This is a genomic window from Pseudonocardia sediminis (assembly GCF_004217185.1).
GTDB classification, from domain to species: domain Bacteria; phylum Actinomycetota; class Actinomycetes; order Mycobacteriales; family Pseudonocardiaceae; genus Pseudonocardia; species Pseudonocardia sediminis.
Map to the genome: position 1 here is coordinate 110,292 of NZ_SHKL01000001.1, position 14,482 is coordinate 124,773.

Consider the following 14,482-nt stretch of genomic DNA (forward strand, 5'->3'; position numbering starts at 1 on the left):
CCGTCCCCGGAGCGACGACCCCGCACACGACGACGGCCGCACCACGCGCGTGAACGCGGGGTGCGGCCGTCGTGGAGCGGAGCGTCAGCGCGTGGCGCCGGGCACCTCGGAGTCGAGCCGGTGGTGGCCGTGCGCCCCGTTCGACCGGTCGGCCTCGCCGTGGCCGAGCGGGTGCGGGAACTCCACGTCGGAGTGCGTCACCCGGCCCGGCTCCAGCGCGACGACCGTGGCGATCGGCGCGTACCCGCTGGTGGCCAGCGTGTAGGTGCCGGCGGGCAGGTTGTCGAACGTGAACGTGCCGTCCGGTCCGGAGACCGTCGAGCCGACGACCGTGCCGTCACCGTCGAGCAGCGTGGCCAGGGCCTGCGGCACCGGGGCGCCGCCGGGGGACGCGCTGACCCGCCCGGTGAGCCGGGCCCGCTGCGGGAGACGCAGCAGGCACTCGACCGTGCCGGCCCCGGGGACGTCGACCCCGACCGCGACCGGGTCGAACGACTCGCCGGCACCGGTCAGCGTGTACCGGCCCTCCGGCACCCCGGTCAGCGCGAACGTCCCGGACGCCTCGGACCGGCCGGTCGCCAGCACGTCGCCCTGGGAGTCGATCAGCGACACCGAGGCTCCGCCGACGCCGTTGCCGGCCGCGTCGAGCACCGAACCGCGGACCCCGCTGCTGCCGGCCAGCATCGCGTCGTGGCGGACCGGGCCGCCGTTCACGGTGACCGTCGCCGCGGACGGCGGCAGCGACCCGGACATGGCGACCACGAGGTAGCTGCCACCGTCCGGGAGCGCGATGCGGTAGTTGCCGCGCTCGTCGGTGGTGGTGCGTCCCTGCTGGTGCCCGGACAGGTGCGTGACCGTGACGACCGCACCGGCGAGGCCGGTCCCGTCGGCCCGGTGCACGATCCCGGTCACCGCCGGGCCGTCGGTGGCAGAGGCGGCCCCGGGGGCGACGGGAGCCGCCCCGTTCGTGCCGTACGCCTGACCGTGGCCGTTCGACGAGCCGTGGGACCCGTTGCCGTGGTGAGCGGCGGCGGAGTGCCCGTTGCCGGCGGCGTGGACCCCACGTTCCTGGGCGAGCTCGGCGACGGTGCGCTGACCGCCCTGCTGCTCAGCGTCCGGCGTCTGGTGCCCGGCACCGACGCCGGCCATCCCGGCTCCGGCGGCGGCGACCCCGCCCGCTCCGGCGGCGGCCGCACCCACCGGGACCGCACCCCGGTCGGCGTCCTCGGTCCCCGTCCCCTCGGCAGGGATCTCCTCGGTGGCGTCGCCGCCCTCCTCGGCCTTCTTCCGTGCGGCCTCCTCGGCCAGCGCGGCCTGGGCCCCGGACATCGTGCGCAGCGGCAGTTCCTTGATGAACAGGACCAGCACGAAGGCCACGAAGATGACGCAGGCGGCGATCAGGAAGGCCAGCGTCATCGACTCGGTGAACCCGGCCAGGAAGGGCTCGGCCAGGCGGGCGTCGATCCGCTGCAGGAACGACGAGTCGGTCAGGACGCTGGAGCTCAGCGCACCGGCGTCACCGCCCTGCAGGCCGGCCAGCACCTGGGAGTTGGCCGGGTTGCCGGTCACCGCCGGGTCGGTCAGCGCCGACTGGAACGCCGGTGTGCCGAAGGCGTTGCGGAGCTGCTCGCCGATCCGGTCGCCGGCGGTGGAGAACACCACCGACAGGAAGATCGCGGTGCCGAGCGTGCCGCCCATCTGGCGGAAGAACGTCGTCGACGACGTCGCGACGCCCATGTCCCGCGCCGGGACGGCGTTCTGCACGGCCAGCACCAGGGTCTGCATGCACAGACCCAGCCCGAGGCCGAGCAGCGCCATCATCAGGTCGAGCTCCCAGATCGGGATCTCCGGCGTGACGAGCTGCCACATCAGGACCATCGCGACGGTGATGAACGCGGTGCCGATCACCGGGAAGATCTTGTAACGGCCGGTCCGCGAGGTGAGCTGACCGGAGATGATCGACGAGACCATGATGCCGCCGACCAGCGGGAGCATCATGAAACCGGCCGTGATCGGGGTGGCCCCGTGCACGATCTGCAGGAACTGCGGGAGCAGCGCGATCCCGCCGAACATCGCCATACCGATGAGCAGGTTGATGATCGCGCCCATGGAGAAGATGCCGGTGCGGAACAGGCGCAGCGGGAGCAGTGCGTCGTCGCCGTAGGCACGCTCGGCGACCACGAACAGCACCAGGCCGACGACGCCGATGATGTAGCAGACGAACGACGAGGTCGACGCCCATCCCCACTCGCGGCCCTGCTCGGCGACGATCAGCAGCGGCACCAGGCCGACGGTCAGCGCGATCGCGCCGGGCCAGTCGATCCGCGCCGGGCGCTTCACGTGCGGGATGTTGAGGACCTTGAGCACGACGACCAGGGCGATGGCGCCGATCGGCACGTTGACCAGGAAGATCCAGCGCCATCCGTCGATCCCGAAGATCGTGTCGACCCCGGAGAGCAGGCCGCCGATGACCGGTCCGATCACGCTCGAGGTGCCGAAGACGGCCAGGAAGTAGCCCTGGTACCGGGCGCGCTGACGCGGCGGGACGATGTCCCCGAGGATCGTCAGGGCCAGCGACATCAGGCCGCCGGCGCCGAGCCCCTGCACCGCACGGAACGCGGCGAGCGAGTACATCGACCAGGCCAGGGTGCACAGGACCGATCCGACCAGGAAGATCGAGATCGCGGTCATGAACAACGGCTTGCGGCCGAAGATGTCCGAGAGCTTGCCGTAGAGCGGCGTGGTGATCGTGCTGGTGATCAGGAACGCGGTGGTCGCCCAGGCCTGGAGGCTCAGGCCCTGCAGGTCGTCGGCGATCGTGCGGATGGCGGTGGAGACGATCGTCTGGTCGAGCGCGGCGAGGAACATGCCGAGCAGCAGACCGCCGAGGATCGTCAGGACCTGTTTGTGGCTGAGCTCCCCGTCGGCCGCGGGGGCCGGCGTGGGGGCCGCTGTCGGGGCAGCGGTGGACATCAGGATTCCCCCTGGTTTTCGAATGACTGGTAGTCGTCGAGGAAGCGGGCGAGGAGCTCGGTCAGGGCGTCGCGGTCGCCCGGCGACCAGCTGCCCAGTACCGAGGCGATCACCCGGGCGCGGCGGTGGCGCTCGGTCTCGATGACCCGTACGCCCTCGTCGGTGGCGGCGAGCAGGCTGGCCCGCCCGTCACCGGGGTCGGCCCTGCGTTCCACGAGACCGGACTTGACCAGCGCGGACACCTGCCGGCTGATCGTGGACGGGTCAGAGTGGAAGGCGGCCGCCATCTCGCCGGCGCGCTGCGGTCCCTCGACCTTGAGATAGGCCAGGACGTGGTAGCCGGCCATGTCGACGATCATCTCCGGACGGTGGCGTTCGGTGGAACGCTTGACCTGCCGGATGAGCATGAACAGCTCGCGGACGACGGTGTCGGCGAGGTCCAGGTCGTCCTGGGTCACCCCGTCGGTCGTCTCCGCGGGCGTACCGGCGGTCTCGGCGATGCTCACCGAGCCTCCTCGAAGAAGATGGAACTCGCGTAGTGCATGTATCACGCAAGTAGTTGCCGGACGCAAGCTTCCTCCGCATCGTTGCGCCGTGCAAATCGATTCCGGGTGATCCGGGGCACGTCACCCGACCGGGTCCGGCGACCGCCCCGTCGCAGGTGGGGCGCCCTTCACCCGGAGCGACGGCGCGCCTACGGTCGTTCCATGGTCGACGACGACTCCGCCCGCCCGGCGGGTCCGCAGCGGATCCGACTGCGTCGCAAGAAGGGCTGGCGCAAGCCCGACGGCGCGGTGCTGGTGACCCGTCCCGGTCCCTGGGGCAACCCGTTCGACGTCCGCGAGATGGGCCGCGAGCCCGCGATCACCGAGCACCGGCGCTGGCTGTTCGAACAGCCCGACCTCGTCGAGAGGGTGCGCGACGAGCTGGCCGGGCACGACCTGTGCTGCTGGTGCGACCCCGACCAGCTCTGCCACGCGGACACGCTGATCGAGGTCGCGAACTCCCGGCCCGGGAGCCTTCCCGAGGAGAGGGCCGGGGAGAAGGCGTGACGACGGCCGAGAACGTCTTCGACCCGCGGATCTTCGCCCGCGCGATCCCGTACGACGCGCTGCGCCGGCTGCGCGACGACGAGCCGGTGTCCTGGCAGGACGAGCACGCGGTCGGCGACTGGCCCGCCGGGCCGGGCTTCTGGGCCGTCACCCGACACGACGACGTCCGGCACGTGCTGCGCAGCCCGCAGGACTTCTCGTCCTCGCTGGGCGCCACCCAGATCCGCGACCCCGACCCCGGCGACCTGCCGTTCATCCGCCGGATGATCCTCAACATGGACCCGCCGGAGCAAGTCCGGCTGCGCACGCTCGTCACCGGGGCGTTCACCCGTCGCCGGATGGAGGCGTTCTCCGAGGTCGTGGCCGCACGGGCGGCGCGGCTGCTCGACGCCGTCGCCGGCGACGGAGGGTGCGAGCTGACGTCGCAGGTCACCGACGCCTTCCCGCTGCAGAACCTCTCCGACCTGCTCGGCGTGCCGGAGGCGGACCGCCCGGAACTGCTGCGCTGGACGAACCGGGTGATCGGTTACCAGGACCCCGAGCACGCCGAGGTCCAGACCGACGAGCACGGCCGCCCGCTCAACCCGCGCTCGCCGGCGGCGCTGGCCGACATGTTCGGCTACGCCGAGTCCCTCGCCGAGCTCAAGCGCCGCGAGCCCGCCGACGACGTGATGACGGCGCTGGTGAACGCCGAGGTCGACGGCGAGAGCCTCACCGACGCCGAGCTGAAGATGTTCTTCTTCCTGCTGGTGATCGCCGGCAACGACACCGTGCGCAGTGCCCTGCCCGGTGGCGTCCTGGCCCTCGTCGAGCACCCGGAGGCCTACGCACGGCTGCGCGCCGACCCGTCGCTGCTGCCCGGGGCGATCGAGGAGGTGCTGCGCTGGAACCCGCCGGTGCTGACGTTCCGGCGCACCGCGACGCGCGACCTGACGCTGGCCGGGCGGGAGATCGCGGCCGGGGACAAGGTCGTCGTCTACCACTGCTCCGCGCACCGCGACGAGCGCCGGTTCCCCGAGCCGGACGTCTTCGACATCGACCGCACGCCGAACGAGCACCTCGCGTTCGGACAGGGGCCGCACCTGTGCCTGGGCGCGCACTTCGCGCGGCTGCAGATGCGGGTCTTCTTCACCGCGTTCCTGACCCGGCTGCCCGCCGTCGGGCTCGACGGGGAACCGCGGCGGCTGACGTCGAACTTCATCAACGGGCTCACCCGCCTACCCCTGCGCTGGTGACGAGAGGCCGCCGACGCGCGGTGAGCGGCCCGCCCGGCGACGACCCCGCCATGCATCACTACCCTGCCCGGCGAGCGGAGGTGATCGCCGGTGACGAGCATCGGACGGGCCCGGTTGCGGGCCGCGACAGGTGTGGCGGCGCTGCTGGTGCTGGCCGTGGCCGGCGGTTGCGCGCAGCCCGGGCAGCTGGGCCACGACGGTGACGCAGCGCCCGCCCCCGCGGACGGCGCCGCACCGGTGACGCCGGGCGCCCCCGGCACGGACGGAGCGGCCCCCTCGGCGGGGCAGCCGGGCGGCGGGCCCGCGGGCGGTGCACCCGGCGGACCGGCGGGGCAGGTCCCCGGCTCGTCGGCGGCCACCGCGGGATCGGACGCGCGGGGCACCGTGGACGCACCGGTGGAGATCAGCACGCCGGGCCGGGCGCTGTTCCTGGTCCGCACCGAGGTCCTGCAGCCCGGGCAGACCACCGGGTGGATCACCCACCCCGGCACGGTGATGTCGGTCGTGCGGTCGGGCACCGTGTCCGTCGTGCGCGCGCAGGCCTGCGAGCCCGCCCGGTTCGGCGCCGAGCAGGCGTTCTTCCTGGCCGACGGCGAGGCCAACGAGCTGCGCAACGACGGCCCGGACCCGGTCGTGTTGACCCGCAGCGAGCTGCTCGCCCCGGACACCGACGAGCGCCGCCCGGCCGAGCCCGCCTGCACCGCGCCCTGAGCCGGGACCGCTTCCGCGGCGGCCCGGCCCACGTCGATCATCCGGATCGGCGCCGTGATGTGGGACGATTGTGGCCGGGCACGGGCTAGAGGGCGGAGCCGATGGGGACGAAGACGGTCATCGCCGCGGACAACCGCGAGTGGCAGGTGCGGCGCAACATCGAGTGGTCGACACCGGCGATGGGCGACGAGTTCGAGCACGACGTCGACGGTGGTCGTGGCGCCGTGGTCCTGGTGATCTCCTCGCTCGTCCTGTTCTGGGTGCTCGTGCTGGTCTGGACCCCGAGCGGGGTCTACGTCCCGTGGTTCTACTGGATCGTCCTGGTGATCGGCGTCGGGTTCTTCCCTGCCCGCTGGTACCTGCGCCGTCCGTGGACGATCGTGGCCAAGACCCAGGGCAGCTACGAGCTCCCGCCCGAGCACTGGACCGGCATGGTGCGCGGCGGGTCCGCGGCCCGCGAGGAGACCCGCGTCGTCCTGCGCAGCCTGCGCACCCGCGCCACACCCGGGCACGCGGACAGCCCGCTGCAGCCGGTGAACTAGGGGGCGCGGGGATGCCTGAGCTGCCCGAGGTCGAGGCCCTGGCCCACCACCTGCGCGAACACGCGATCTACCGCCCGGTCGCGCGGGTCGACCTGGGCGGCATGAGCGTCCTGAAGACGTTCGACCCGCCGGTCTCGGCCCTGGTCGGACGGGTGATCACCGGGGCTGCGCGGTACGGGAAGTTCCTCTCCGTCGAGTTCGCCGACCGCCCGGACGCCCCGCTGTACCTGCTGACCCACCTGTCCCGGGCAGGGTGGCTGCGGTGGCACGAGACGGCGTCGGTCACCCCGCCCAAGCCCGGACGCGGGCCGTTGCAGCTGCGGGTGCACCTCGACTCCGTCGGCGGGCCCGGGTTCGACCTGACCGAGGCCGGCACCCAGAAGCGTCTCGCCGTCTACCTGGTCCCCGACCCGCAGCAGGTCCCCGGCGTGGCGCGGCTCGGCCCGGACGCGCTGGAGCTGGGACGCGACGGCCTCGCCGAGCTGCTGGCCGGGGACTCTCGGCGGCTCAAGACGCTGCTCGCGGACCAGACGACGCTGGCCGGCATCGGTAACGCCTACTCCGACGAGATCCTGCACACCGCCCGTCTGTCGCCCTACGCCACGGCCTCGCGCCTGAAGGACGCCGACGTCGACGCGCTGTCCGAGGCGCTGCACGCGGTGCTGACCGACGCCGTCGAGCGCTCGGTCGGGCAGGGCGCGGCGACGCTGAAGTCGGAGAAGCGCTCCGGCCTGCGGGTGCACGCGCGGACCGGCCTACCGTGCCCCGTCTGCGGGGACACCGTGCGGGAGGTGTCGTTCGCCGAAAGATCGTTCCAGTACTGTCCGACCTGCCAGACCGGTGGGAAGCCACTCGCCGACCGGCGGCTGTCCCGGTTGGTGAGGTAGGTGTCGGTGGGCCAGGTGTTGCTCTCCCCACTCGCCGCCGTCGTCATCGTCGTCGCGCTGGCGGCGATCGGGATCCTCGGCTTCTCGATCTGGTGGCGCCGCACCAAGCGCAACAACGTCGTCTCCCCACTCGAGCGGGCCACGTTCTCCACCCTGCACACGGTGGCGCTGGCCGCCCCGGTGCTGCGGGAGGGGCTCTCGTCGCACTCGGCGTCGCAGGCGCTGCCGTACCTGCGCCAGCTGCTGGAGACCACCGCGCTGGCCATGACCGACAACCGCAGCACCGTCCTGGCCTGGAACGGCGAGGCCGACCAGCACCAGCCCGACGTGCAGGCCCTGGCCGACAAGGTGATCTCCACCGGCCGTCAGGAGCTGCGCTCGCACACCGCGATCCGGTGCAACCGACCCGGCTGCGTCGTGCGCGGCATCGTGGTGGTGCCGCTGGAGAGCGACGGCAACATCATCGGGACGCTCGCGGCGCTGACCGGGACGACGGCCGGGCCCCCGGTGCTGCGCGCCACCGCCGAGGTCGCGCGGTACGTCTCCAGCCAGCTCGAGCTCGCCGAGCTCGACGACTCCCGCGACCGGCTCAACCGCGCCGAGGTCCGCGCGCTGCGGGCCCAGATCTCACCGCACTTCGTCTACAACGCGCTGACCACGATCGCGTCGTTCATCCGCACCGACCCGACCCGGGCGCGCGAGCTGCTGATCGAGTTCGCGGACTTCACCCGCTACTCGTTCCGCTCGGCCGGGGAGTACACGACCCTGTCCGACGAGCTGAACAACATCGAGCGCTACATCCGGCTGGAGAAGGCCCGCTTCGGCGCCCGGCTCAACATCGCGCTGCAGATCGACAGCGAGGTGCTCAACGTCGTGCTGCCGTTCCTGGCGCTGCAGCCGCTGGTGGAGAACGCGGTCCGGCACGGCCTGTCCGGCAAGCCGAACGGCGGCACGATCACGATCCGGGCGGAGAACGCCGGCACCGAGTGCGTGATCGTCGTCGAGGACGACGGCGTCGGCATGGACCCGGCCCGGCTCAACGAGGACCTCGACGACGCCCACCTCTCCGGGGCCCACGTCGGTCTGGGCAACGTCGACGACCGCATGCGCTCCGCGTTCGGGGACAACTTCGGCCTGGTCGTCGACACCGCCCTCGGCGCCGGCATGAAGATCACGCTGCGGGTGCCGAAGTTCCGGGCCGGCATCCGGGCCTGACCCCGTCCGCCCCGCTGGGCCGGACGAGTGATCCGTCACGCCGGGCGCTGTGCCGATCCGGTCGCCCTCCGTCACGGTGCGCGCCCGCGTACGGTGACGTGGCATGGATGTCCTGCGCATTCCGGACGCGTTGAGCGCGCGGCTGCCGGGCCGGCTGGGTGAGAGCGCCGGCACCGACGTCGTCTCCATGGTGCGGCTGCACGGTGTGATCAGCGCCCAGCCGTCGCCGGTCCCGAGGTCGGTGATCAGTTCCGCGTCGATGGACAAGGTCCTGGAACGCGCGTTCGCCCCGGAGCGGCTCTCCGCGGTGGCGCTGCTGATCAACTCCCCGGGCGGGTCGGCGACCCAGTCCGCGCTCGTGGCCGATCGGATCCGGTCACTCGCCGCCGAGCGCTCGGTGCCGGTGCTGGCGTTCTGCGAGGACGTGGCGGCCTCCGGCGGCTACTGGCTCGCCTGCGCCGCGGACGAGATCTACGCCCACCCGACCTCCCTGGTGGGGTCCATCGGGGTGATCAGCCAGGGGTTCGGGCTCGAGGGCCTGATCGAACGGCTGGGTGTGGAACGACGGCTGCACACCGCCGGGCGGTCCAAGGCGCGCCTGGACCCGTTCCTGCCGGAGAAGCCCGAGGACGTCACGTGGCTGCGCGGCCTGCAGGACCAGCTGCACGAGCAGTTCACCGGCTGGGTGACCGAGCGCCGGGGTAACAAGCTCGCCACCGGGACCGAACTCTTCGACGGTGAGGTCTGGACCGGCGCCCGTGCGCTGGAGCTGGGACTGATCGACGGGCTCGGGACCCCGCGCGAGGTGCTCTCGCGGCGGTTCCCGGACGCCGACCAGCGCCCGGTGGAGAGCCGCAAGCCGCTGCTCGCGCGACTCGGGATGGGGGGGCCGGCGGCCTCTCTGCCCGGCTCGGGCGACCCCGGCGGATGGGTGCTGGACGCGCTCTCCGCCGTCGAGACCCGGGCCGCCTGGGCCCGTTTCGGGTTGTGAAGACCGTGTCGGGGAGTACCCGGTCCGTGGTCGAACGATCACTGATCAGGGTCATGCCCTGGCACTCCGCGCGAATGCGCGTCACCATGGTCGCGGTACCGGGGCGATCATCATCGACATCGAGGTCGCTCCCGGTGCAGGAGCCGGACGCAGGATGAGGAGATCGTGGACAGCAACGACACCACTCGGGGACTGGTCGTGCTCGCGGTGGACGACGAGCAGCCCGCCCTCGAGGAGATGGCCTTCCTGCTGGGGGAGGACCCGAGGGTGGACGTCGTCCTCACCGCCGGGGAGTCCAACGAGGCCCTGCGCATCCTGAACAGCCGCCAGCACGTCAGCAGCTCCGGCGGGGCGCTGGCGAGCGCCGGCTCGGCGAACCCGATGACCGGCACGCACGTCGCCGAGCACACCGACGTCGACGTCGTGTTCCTCGACATCCGGATGCCCGGGCTGGACGGCCTCGAGCTCGCCCGGGTGCTCTCCGGGATGGCCGTGAAGCCCGACGTCGTGTTCGTGACCGCGCACGACGACCGCGCCGTGGACGCCTACGAGATCGGCGCCAAGGACTACCTGCTCAAGCCGCTGCGCACCGAACGCCTCTCGGCCGCGCTGGACCGGATCGTCGACTCCCGGGCCGCGGGCGGGCACGTGGAGCCGATCCGCGACGACGCCGGTGACGACGAGGTGATCCCGGTCGAGCTGGCCGGCACCACGAAGCTGGTCCCGCGCTCGGCCGTGCGCTACGTGGAGGCCCAGGGCGACTACGCCCGCCTGCACACCACCGAGGGCAGCCACCTCGTCCGGATCCCGCTGTCGGTGCTCGAGGAGCGCTGGCGCGACGCCGGCTTCGTGCGGATCCACCGGTCGTTCCTGGTCGCGTTGCCGTTGGTCACCGAGCTGCGCCTGGCCGGGTCCGGCTACGTCGTGCGGATCGGGTCCGGCGCGGAGACCGCCGAACTCCCGGTCAGCCGCCGGCACACCCGTGAGCTGAAGGACCGGCTCGTCCGGGCGACGAAGCAGGCGTGGAGCCAGAGGTGAGCACGCACACCGACGGCGCTCCGCCGTCGGTGCGCTCGGCCGGGACGGGCGACGACCCGCCGGCCGCGACCGCCGGGGTCCCGCCCCGGCCCCGACGGCCGTCGCCGTCCCCGGTCGCCTCCTCCTCCGACGAGGGGGACGACGACGCCGATGCGGCGGCCGCCACACCCCCTCCGTCCGACGGCTCCGCGACCCCCGGCACGCCCGGGGGTTCCGGTGTGTCCGGGGCTCCCGACGGCGCGACGCGGAGGACGGGCCGCTCCCGGCGCGCCGCCGATCCCGTCGACGGGTCCGCCGGATCGGCGCAGGACTGGCTCCAGCAGGAGATCGCACGCCGGGTCGCCGAGAAGAAGGTCGCGGAGGAGAAGGGCGGCGTCAGCGACACCGGACGTCACGCGCGCCCGGACACGGTCGCGGCGGCGACGCCGGCCCCCGCACCCGAGGTGCACGCACGCCCGGCCGCCCCCGCGCCGTCCCCCACCCCGCCACCGGCGGACGGTCCCGCCGCGACCCCGGACGCGCCGGCCACCGCTGCCGCCCCGCCCGCCTCCCCGGCGCCCGCGCCGTCCTCCGCCGTCCCGTCCGCGGCCGACGAGGACGACGACGAGGACGACGAGGACACGCGTGCGCCCCGGGTCGTCCCGGACCGCTCGGGCTCGTTCCGCGCCCGCTCGGGCTGGATGCCCGACCCCTACTCGCCCGCCGGGCTGCGCGAGCCCCGCGCGGGCGACGGGTGGCCGCCCTCCGACGACGGCACCGGCCCGGAACCGGCGTTCCGGCTGGCCGGCCCCGCGGCCCGTCCCCGCCCGGCTCCGGCCGAGGCCTCGGGCCCCGACGGATCACCGGCCGACGGATCACCGGCCGACGGATCACCGGCCGACGGATCACCGGCCGGTGGATCGACGGCCGGCGGGGCGACCGCGGCCCGGGGCACCGTCTCCCCGGACGTCATCGCCGCCTGGACCGCCGCGACGAACGGCACGGGCCCGCACGCCGCCGCGGGTGACACCGTGCCGGCCGGCACCGACGCCCCCGGCACCGACGATGTACGCGGTACCGACGCACCCGGTGCCGCCGGCACCGCAACGGGCGCGGCCGCTGCGGCGACGACCCCGGCACCGGCCGGGCCGAAGCAGTGGCCGCCGGCCACCGGGGCGTCCGGGCTGCCCCGCCGCGTCCCCGGCGCCGGCTGGACCCTCGACCGCGCGACCCTGCTCAACGGCTCGTCGGGTCTCGACACCGACACGCGGCCCGTCCCCTCGACGTGGGCCCCGGCCGGTCGCCGGACCGTCACGCCGGATCCCCTCGCCCGCTCCGCCGAGGACGCCGCACGGGCCGACCTCGCCGGTCCGCCCACCACCGACCTCGGCGCGCGGGTCCCCGCCACCGCCGACCTCGAGGACTACGACGACGACCTCGACGACCTCGACGAGGACGACGACCCGGACGAGGACCTGCGCGGTCCCGCGGTCGAGCGCACCGAGGTCATCTGGCGTGCCCCCGGCCTGGACGACGAGCCCGAGCCCGGGTCCCGGTCCGCCGTCGCCACCCGGTCGCCCGAGGTCGTGCGGCCGCCGGAGGTCACGCCGTCGGAGAACCCCTACACCGGAGCGCGCCCGCGCCGTTTCGCCGCCGAGCCGACCGACCCCGAGCCCGTCGACCCGGCGGAGGCGGCCGCGGACGGTCCGGAGGGCCGGCGCGTGCGGGTCGTGCTCTCCGAGCGGCGCTCCACCGCGCAGTCGGTGCGCCCGGTCGTCGACGTCCAGGACCCCGGCTCGGTCGGGACGACGCTGCGCAACGGGCTGGTGAACAACCAGCTCGCCCTGGCCGTGCGGGTGTTCGGCGTCGCGCTGCTCGGCCTCGGCCTGCTACCCGCGCTGTTCGCGGCGTTCCCGTCGATCGGTGAGCTCGCGGTCCTCGGCCTGCGCGTGCCCTGGCTCCTCCTCGGGTTCGGTGTCTACCCGTTCCTGTTCGGCCTGGGCTGGTGGTACGTCAACTCCGCCGAACGCGTCGAGCAGGACTTCGCGGAAGGCGTGCAGGACAGGTGAACCTGAACTCCACCGCGATCGCGTCGCTGACCGCGATCGTGCTCGTCGCCGTGGCCACGGCGGTGATCGGCTCGATCGGGCACCGCACGCGTCTGACGTCGGACTTCCTGGTCGCGTCCCGCTCGGTGCCGTCCCGTCTCAACGCCGGCGCGATCTCCGGCGAGTACCTCTCGGCCGCGTCGTTCCTCGGCATCGCCGGGCTGATCCTCGTCGACGGCGCGGACGCGCTCTGGTACCCGGTCGGCTACTGCGCCGGGTACCTCGCGCTGCTGCTGTTCGTGGCGGCGCCGCTGCGCCGTTCCGGGGCCTACACGGTGCCCGACTTCGCCGACGCCCGGCTCGCCTCGCCCGGCCTGCGCAAGGTCTGCACCGCGTTCGTGCTGGTCATCGGCTGGCTCTACCTGCTGCCGCAGCTGCAGGGCGCCGGTCTCACGGTCAGCATCGTGACCGGGCTGCCGCAGTGGATCGGGTCCGCCGCGGCCGGGGTGATCGTGCTGGCGACGGTCGCGCTCGGCGGGATGCGCTCGGTGACGTTCGTGCAGGCGTTCCAGTACTGGCTCAAGCTCACCGCCGTCGCCGTCCCGGTGGTGATCGGCCTGGTCCTGCTGCTGGGCAGCGGGCACGGCTTCGACCGCGACGCCCCGCCCACGTTCCGCGACCAGACGAGCGTGTCGGTGAAGACCCCCGTCGTCCTCGACGTCCGCGAGGCCGTCGACGTCGTCGCGAGCGGGACCGTCGACGGGGTCCCGGTGGACGGCCCGGTCCGCTGGGCCGCGAACAGCGAGCACACCGTCGCCCCCGGCACCGACCTGCAGTTCCGCACCGGCGACCCGGTTCCGACGACGAAGGGCGCCCCGGCCGACGACGAGACGTGGCTGCGCCCGCTCTCCGGGTCCGAGCCGCACCAGCTGCTGGCCACCTACTCGCTGATCATCGCCACGTTCCTCGGGACGATGGGCCTGCCGCACGTGCTCGGCCGCTTCTACACCAACTCCGACGGCCGGGCGGCGCGCCGCAGTGCTGTCGTCGTGCTCGCGATGCTGGGCGGGTTCTACTTCCTGGTCACGCTGCTGGGCGTGCTCTCGCGCTACTACACCCCGCAGCTGCTGGTCAGCGGCAACGACGCCGCGGTGCTGCTGCTGCCGACCGCGCTGCTGGGCGGCGGCGTCGCCGGGGCGGTGCTCGGCGGGGTCGTCGCGGCGGGGGCCTGGGCGGCGTTCCTGTCGACGTCGTCGGGGCTGCTGGTGAGCCTGGCCAGCGTCGTGGTGACCGACATGCTGCCGCGCCGCGCCCACGGCCGGAAGATCTCCGGGTTCGCGATCGCCACGATCCTCGCCGGGGTCCCGCCGGTCGCCGTCGCGCTGGCCCCGACCGGGCTCAACTTCGCCGAGGCGGTCGCGCTCGTGTTCGCGGTGGCCGCGTCGACGTTCTGCCCGCTGCTGGTGCTGGGCATCTGGTGGCGCGGGCTGACCGCGACCGGGGCGATCGCCGGTGTGCTGGCCGGTGGCGTGACGTCCGCGCTGGCCGTCGTGGTCAGCCTCGTGGTCCGTGTCGGCGAGAGCGGGTGGGCGGTGCTGCTGTACCGGCCCGCGATCATCAGCGTGCCGCTGGCCTTCGTCGTCATGATCGCGGTCAGCTGGATGACCAGGTCGAGCCGCCCGTCGGACGCGGGCCAGCTGCTACTGCGCCTGCACGCCCCGGAACGTCTCGGCCTGAGCCGCGACCGACTGGATGACCGCGTCTGACTCTGCGTGACCGGAATCGGACATCCGGACGCGGGGTATTGGTCC

At 73.6% G+C, this 14,482-nt stretch carries 12 protein-coding genes; 10 read left to right on the top strand and 2 right to left on the bottom strand.

All coding sequences use genetic code 11. The features are described 5' to 3' along the window. Positions 1 to 84 precede the first annotated feature (84 nt). Together EV383_RS00545 and EV383_RS00550 are read right to left on the bottom strand one after the other, a co-directional pair. Complete coding sequence (locus tag EV383_RS00545) at positions 85 to 2,973, bottom strand: MFS transporter (protein ID WP_130288085.1); 2,889 nt, start codon at positions 2,971 to 2,973, stop codon at positions 85 to 87. Beyond that, a complete protein-coding gene (locus EV383_RS00550) occupies positions 2,973 to 3,479 on the bottom strand; it encodes a MarR family winged helix-turn-helix transcriptional regulator (RefSeq protein ID WP_242622825.1) in 507 nt (168 codons plus the stop codon). Before EV383_RS00550 ends, EV383_RS00545 begins: the two co-directional genes overlap by 1 nt. Before the next feature lie 201 nt (positions 3,480 to 3,680). Between EV383_RS00550 and EV383_RS00555 the strand changes: the two genes are divergently transcribed. The 10 genes from EV383_RS00555 (at position 3,681) to EV383_RS00600 (ending at position 14,437) form a co-directional block, all read left to right on the top strand. Further along, positions 3,681 to 4,025: a DUF4326 domain-containing protein gene (locus EV383_RS00555; RefSeq protein WP_130288086.1), complete on the top strand. Its 345-nt coding sequence runs from the start codon at positions 3,681 to 3,683 to the stop codon at positions 4,023 to 4,025. Further along, entirely contained in the window at positions 4,022 to 5,260 is a 1,239-nt protein-coding gene (locus EV383_RS00560; protein WP_130288087.1) for a cytochrome P450, read from the top strand. Before EV383_RS00555 ends, EV383_RS00560 begins: the two co-directional genes overlap by 4 nt. 90 nt (positions 5,261 to 5,350) lie before the next feature. Beyond that, on the top strand, positions 5,351 to 5,971 hold the full coding sequence (locus EV383_RS00565) for a cupin domain-containing protein (protein ID WP_130288088.1): 621 nt from the start codon (positions 5,351 to 5,353) through the stop codon (positions 5,969 to 5,971). Positions 5,972 to 6,072: 101 nt separating this feature from the next. Next, positions 6,073 to 6,513 (top strand): hypothetical protein, encoded by a 441-nt coding sequence (locus tag EV383_RS00570; protein WP_130288089.1) that lies wholly within the window; start codon positions 6,073 to 6,075, stop codon positions 6,511 to 6,513. A gap of 11 nt (positions 6,514 to 6,524) precedes the next feature. Continuing rightward, on the top strand, positions 6,525 to 7,400 hold the full coding sequence (locus tag EV383_RS00575; RefSeq protein ID WP_130288090.1) for an Fpg/Nei family DNA glycosylase: 876 nt from the start codon (positions 6,525 to 6,527) through the stop codon (positions 7,398 to 7,400). 6 nt (positions 7,401 to 7,406) lie between these two features. After that, positions 7,407 to 8,615, top strand: coding sequence for a sensor histidine kinase (locus EV383_RS00580; protein ID WP_130288091.1), 1,209 nt, complete (start codon positions 7,407 to 7,409; stop codon positions 8,613 to 8,615). A 112-nt stretch (positions 8,616 to 8,727) separates the two neighbouring features. Further along, positions 8,728 to 9,606: a S49 family peptidase gene (locus EV383_RS00585; RefSeq protein WP_165438556.1), complete on the top strand. Its 879-nt coding sequence runs from the start codon at positions 8,728 to 8,730 to the stop codon at positions 9,604 to 9,606. 165 nt (positions 9,607 to 9,771) lie between these two features. Beyond that, the gene (locus tag EV383_RS00590) at positions 9,772 to 10,644 is read left to right on the top strand and encodes a LytR/AlgR family response regulator transcription factor (RefSeq protein WP_207223387.1); all 873 of its coding nucleotides are present in this window, start codon (positions 9,772 to 9,774) and stop codon (positions 10,642 to 10,644) included. After that, a complete protein-coding gene (locus EV383_RS31535; protein WP_207223388.1) occupies positions 10,641 to 12,692 on the top strand; it encodes a hypothetical protein in 2,052 nt (683 codons plus the stop codon). The genes EV383_RS00590 and EV383_RS31535 overlap by 4 nt, the downstream gene beginning before the upstream one ends. Then, positions 12,689 to 14,437 (top strand): sodium/solute symporter, encoded by a 1,749-nt coding sequence (locus EV383_RS00600; protein WP_242622826.1) that lies wholly within the window; start codon positions 12,689 to 12,691, stop codon positions 14,435 to 14,437. Before EV383_RS31535 ends, EV383_RS00600 begins: the two co-directional genes overlap by 4 nt. Positions 14,438 to 14,482: the final 45 nt, after the last annotated feature.

Coding starts and splice junctions, on each gene's coding strand:
- EV383_RS00570 (WP_130288089.1), top strand. CDS start 6,073: ATGGGGACGAAGACGGTCATCGCCGCGGACAACCGCGAGTGGCAGGTG.
- EV383_RS00575 (WP_130288090.1), top strand. CDS start 6,525: ATGCCTGAGCTGCCCGAGGTCGAGGCCCTGGCCCACCACCTGCGCGAA.
- EV383_RS00545 (WP_130288085.1), bottom strand. CDS start 2,973: ATGTCCACCGCTGCCCCGACAGCGGCCCCCACGCCGGCCCCCGCGGCC.
- EV383_RS00555 (WP_130288086.1), top strand. CDS start 3,681: ATGGTCGACGACGACTCCGCCCGCCCGGCGGGTCCGCAGCGGATCCGA.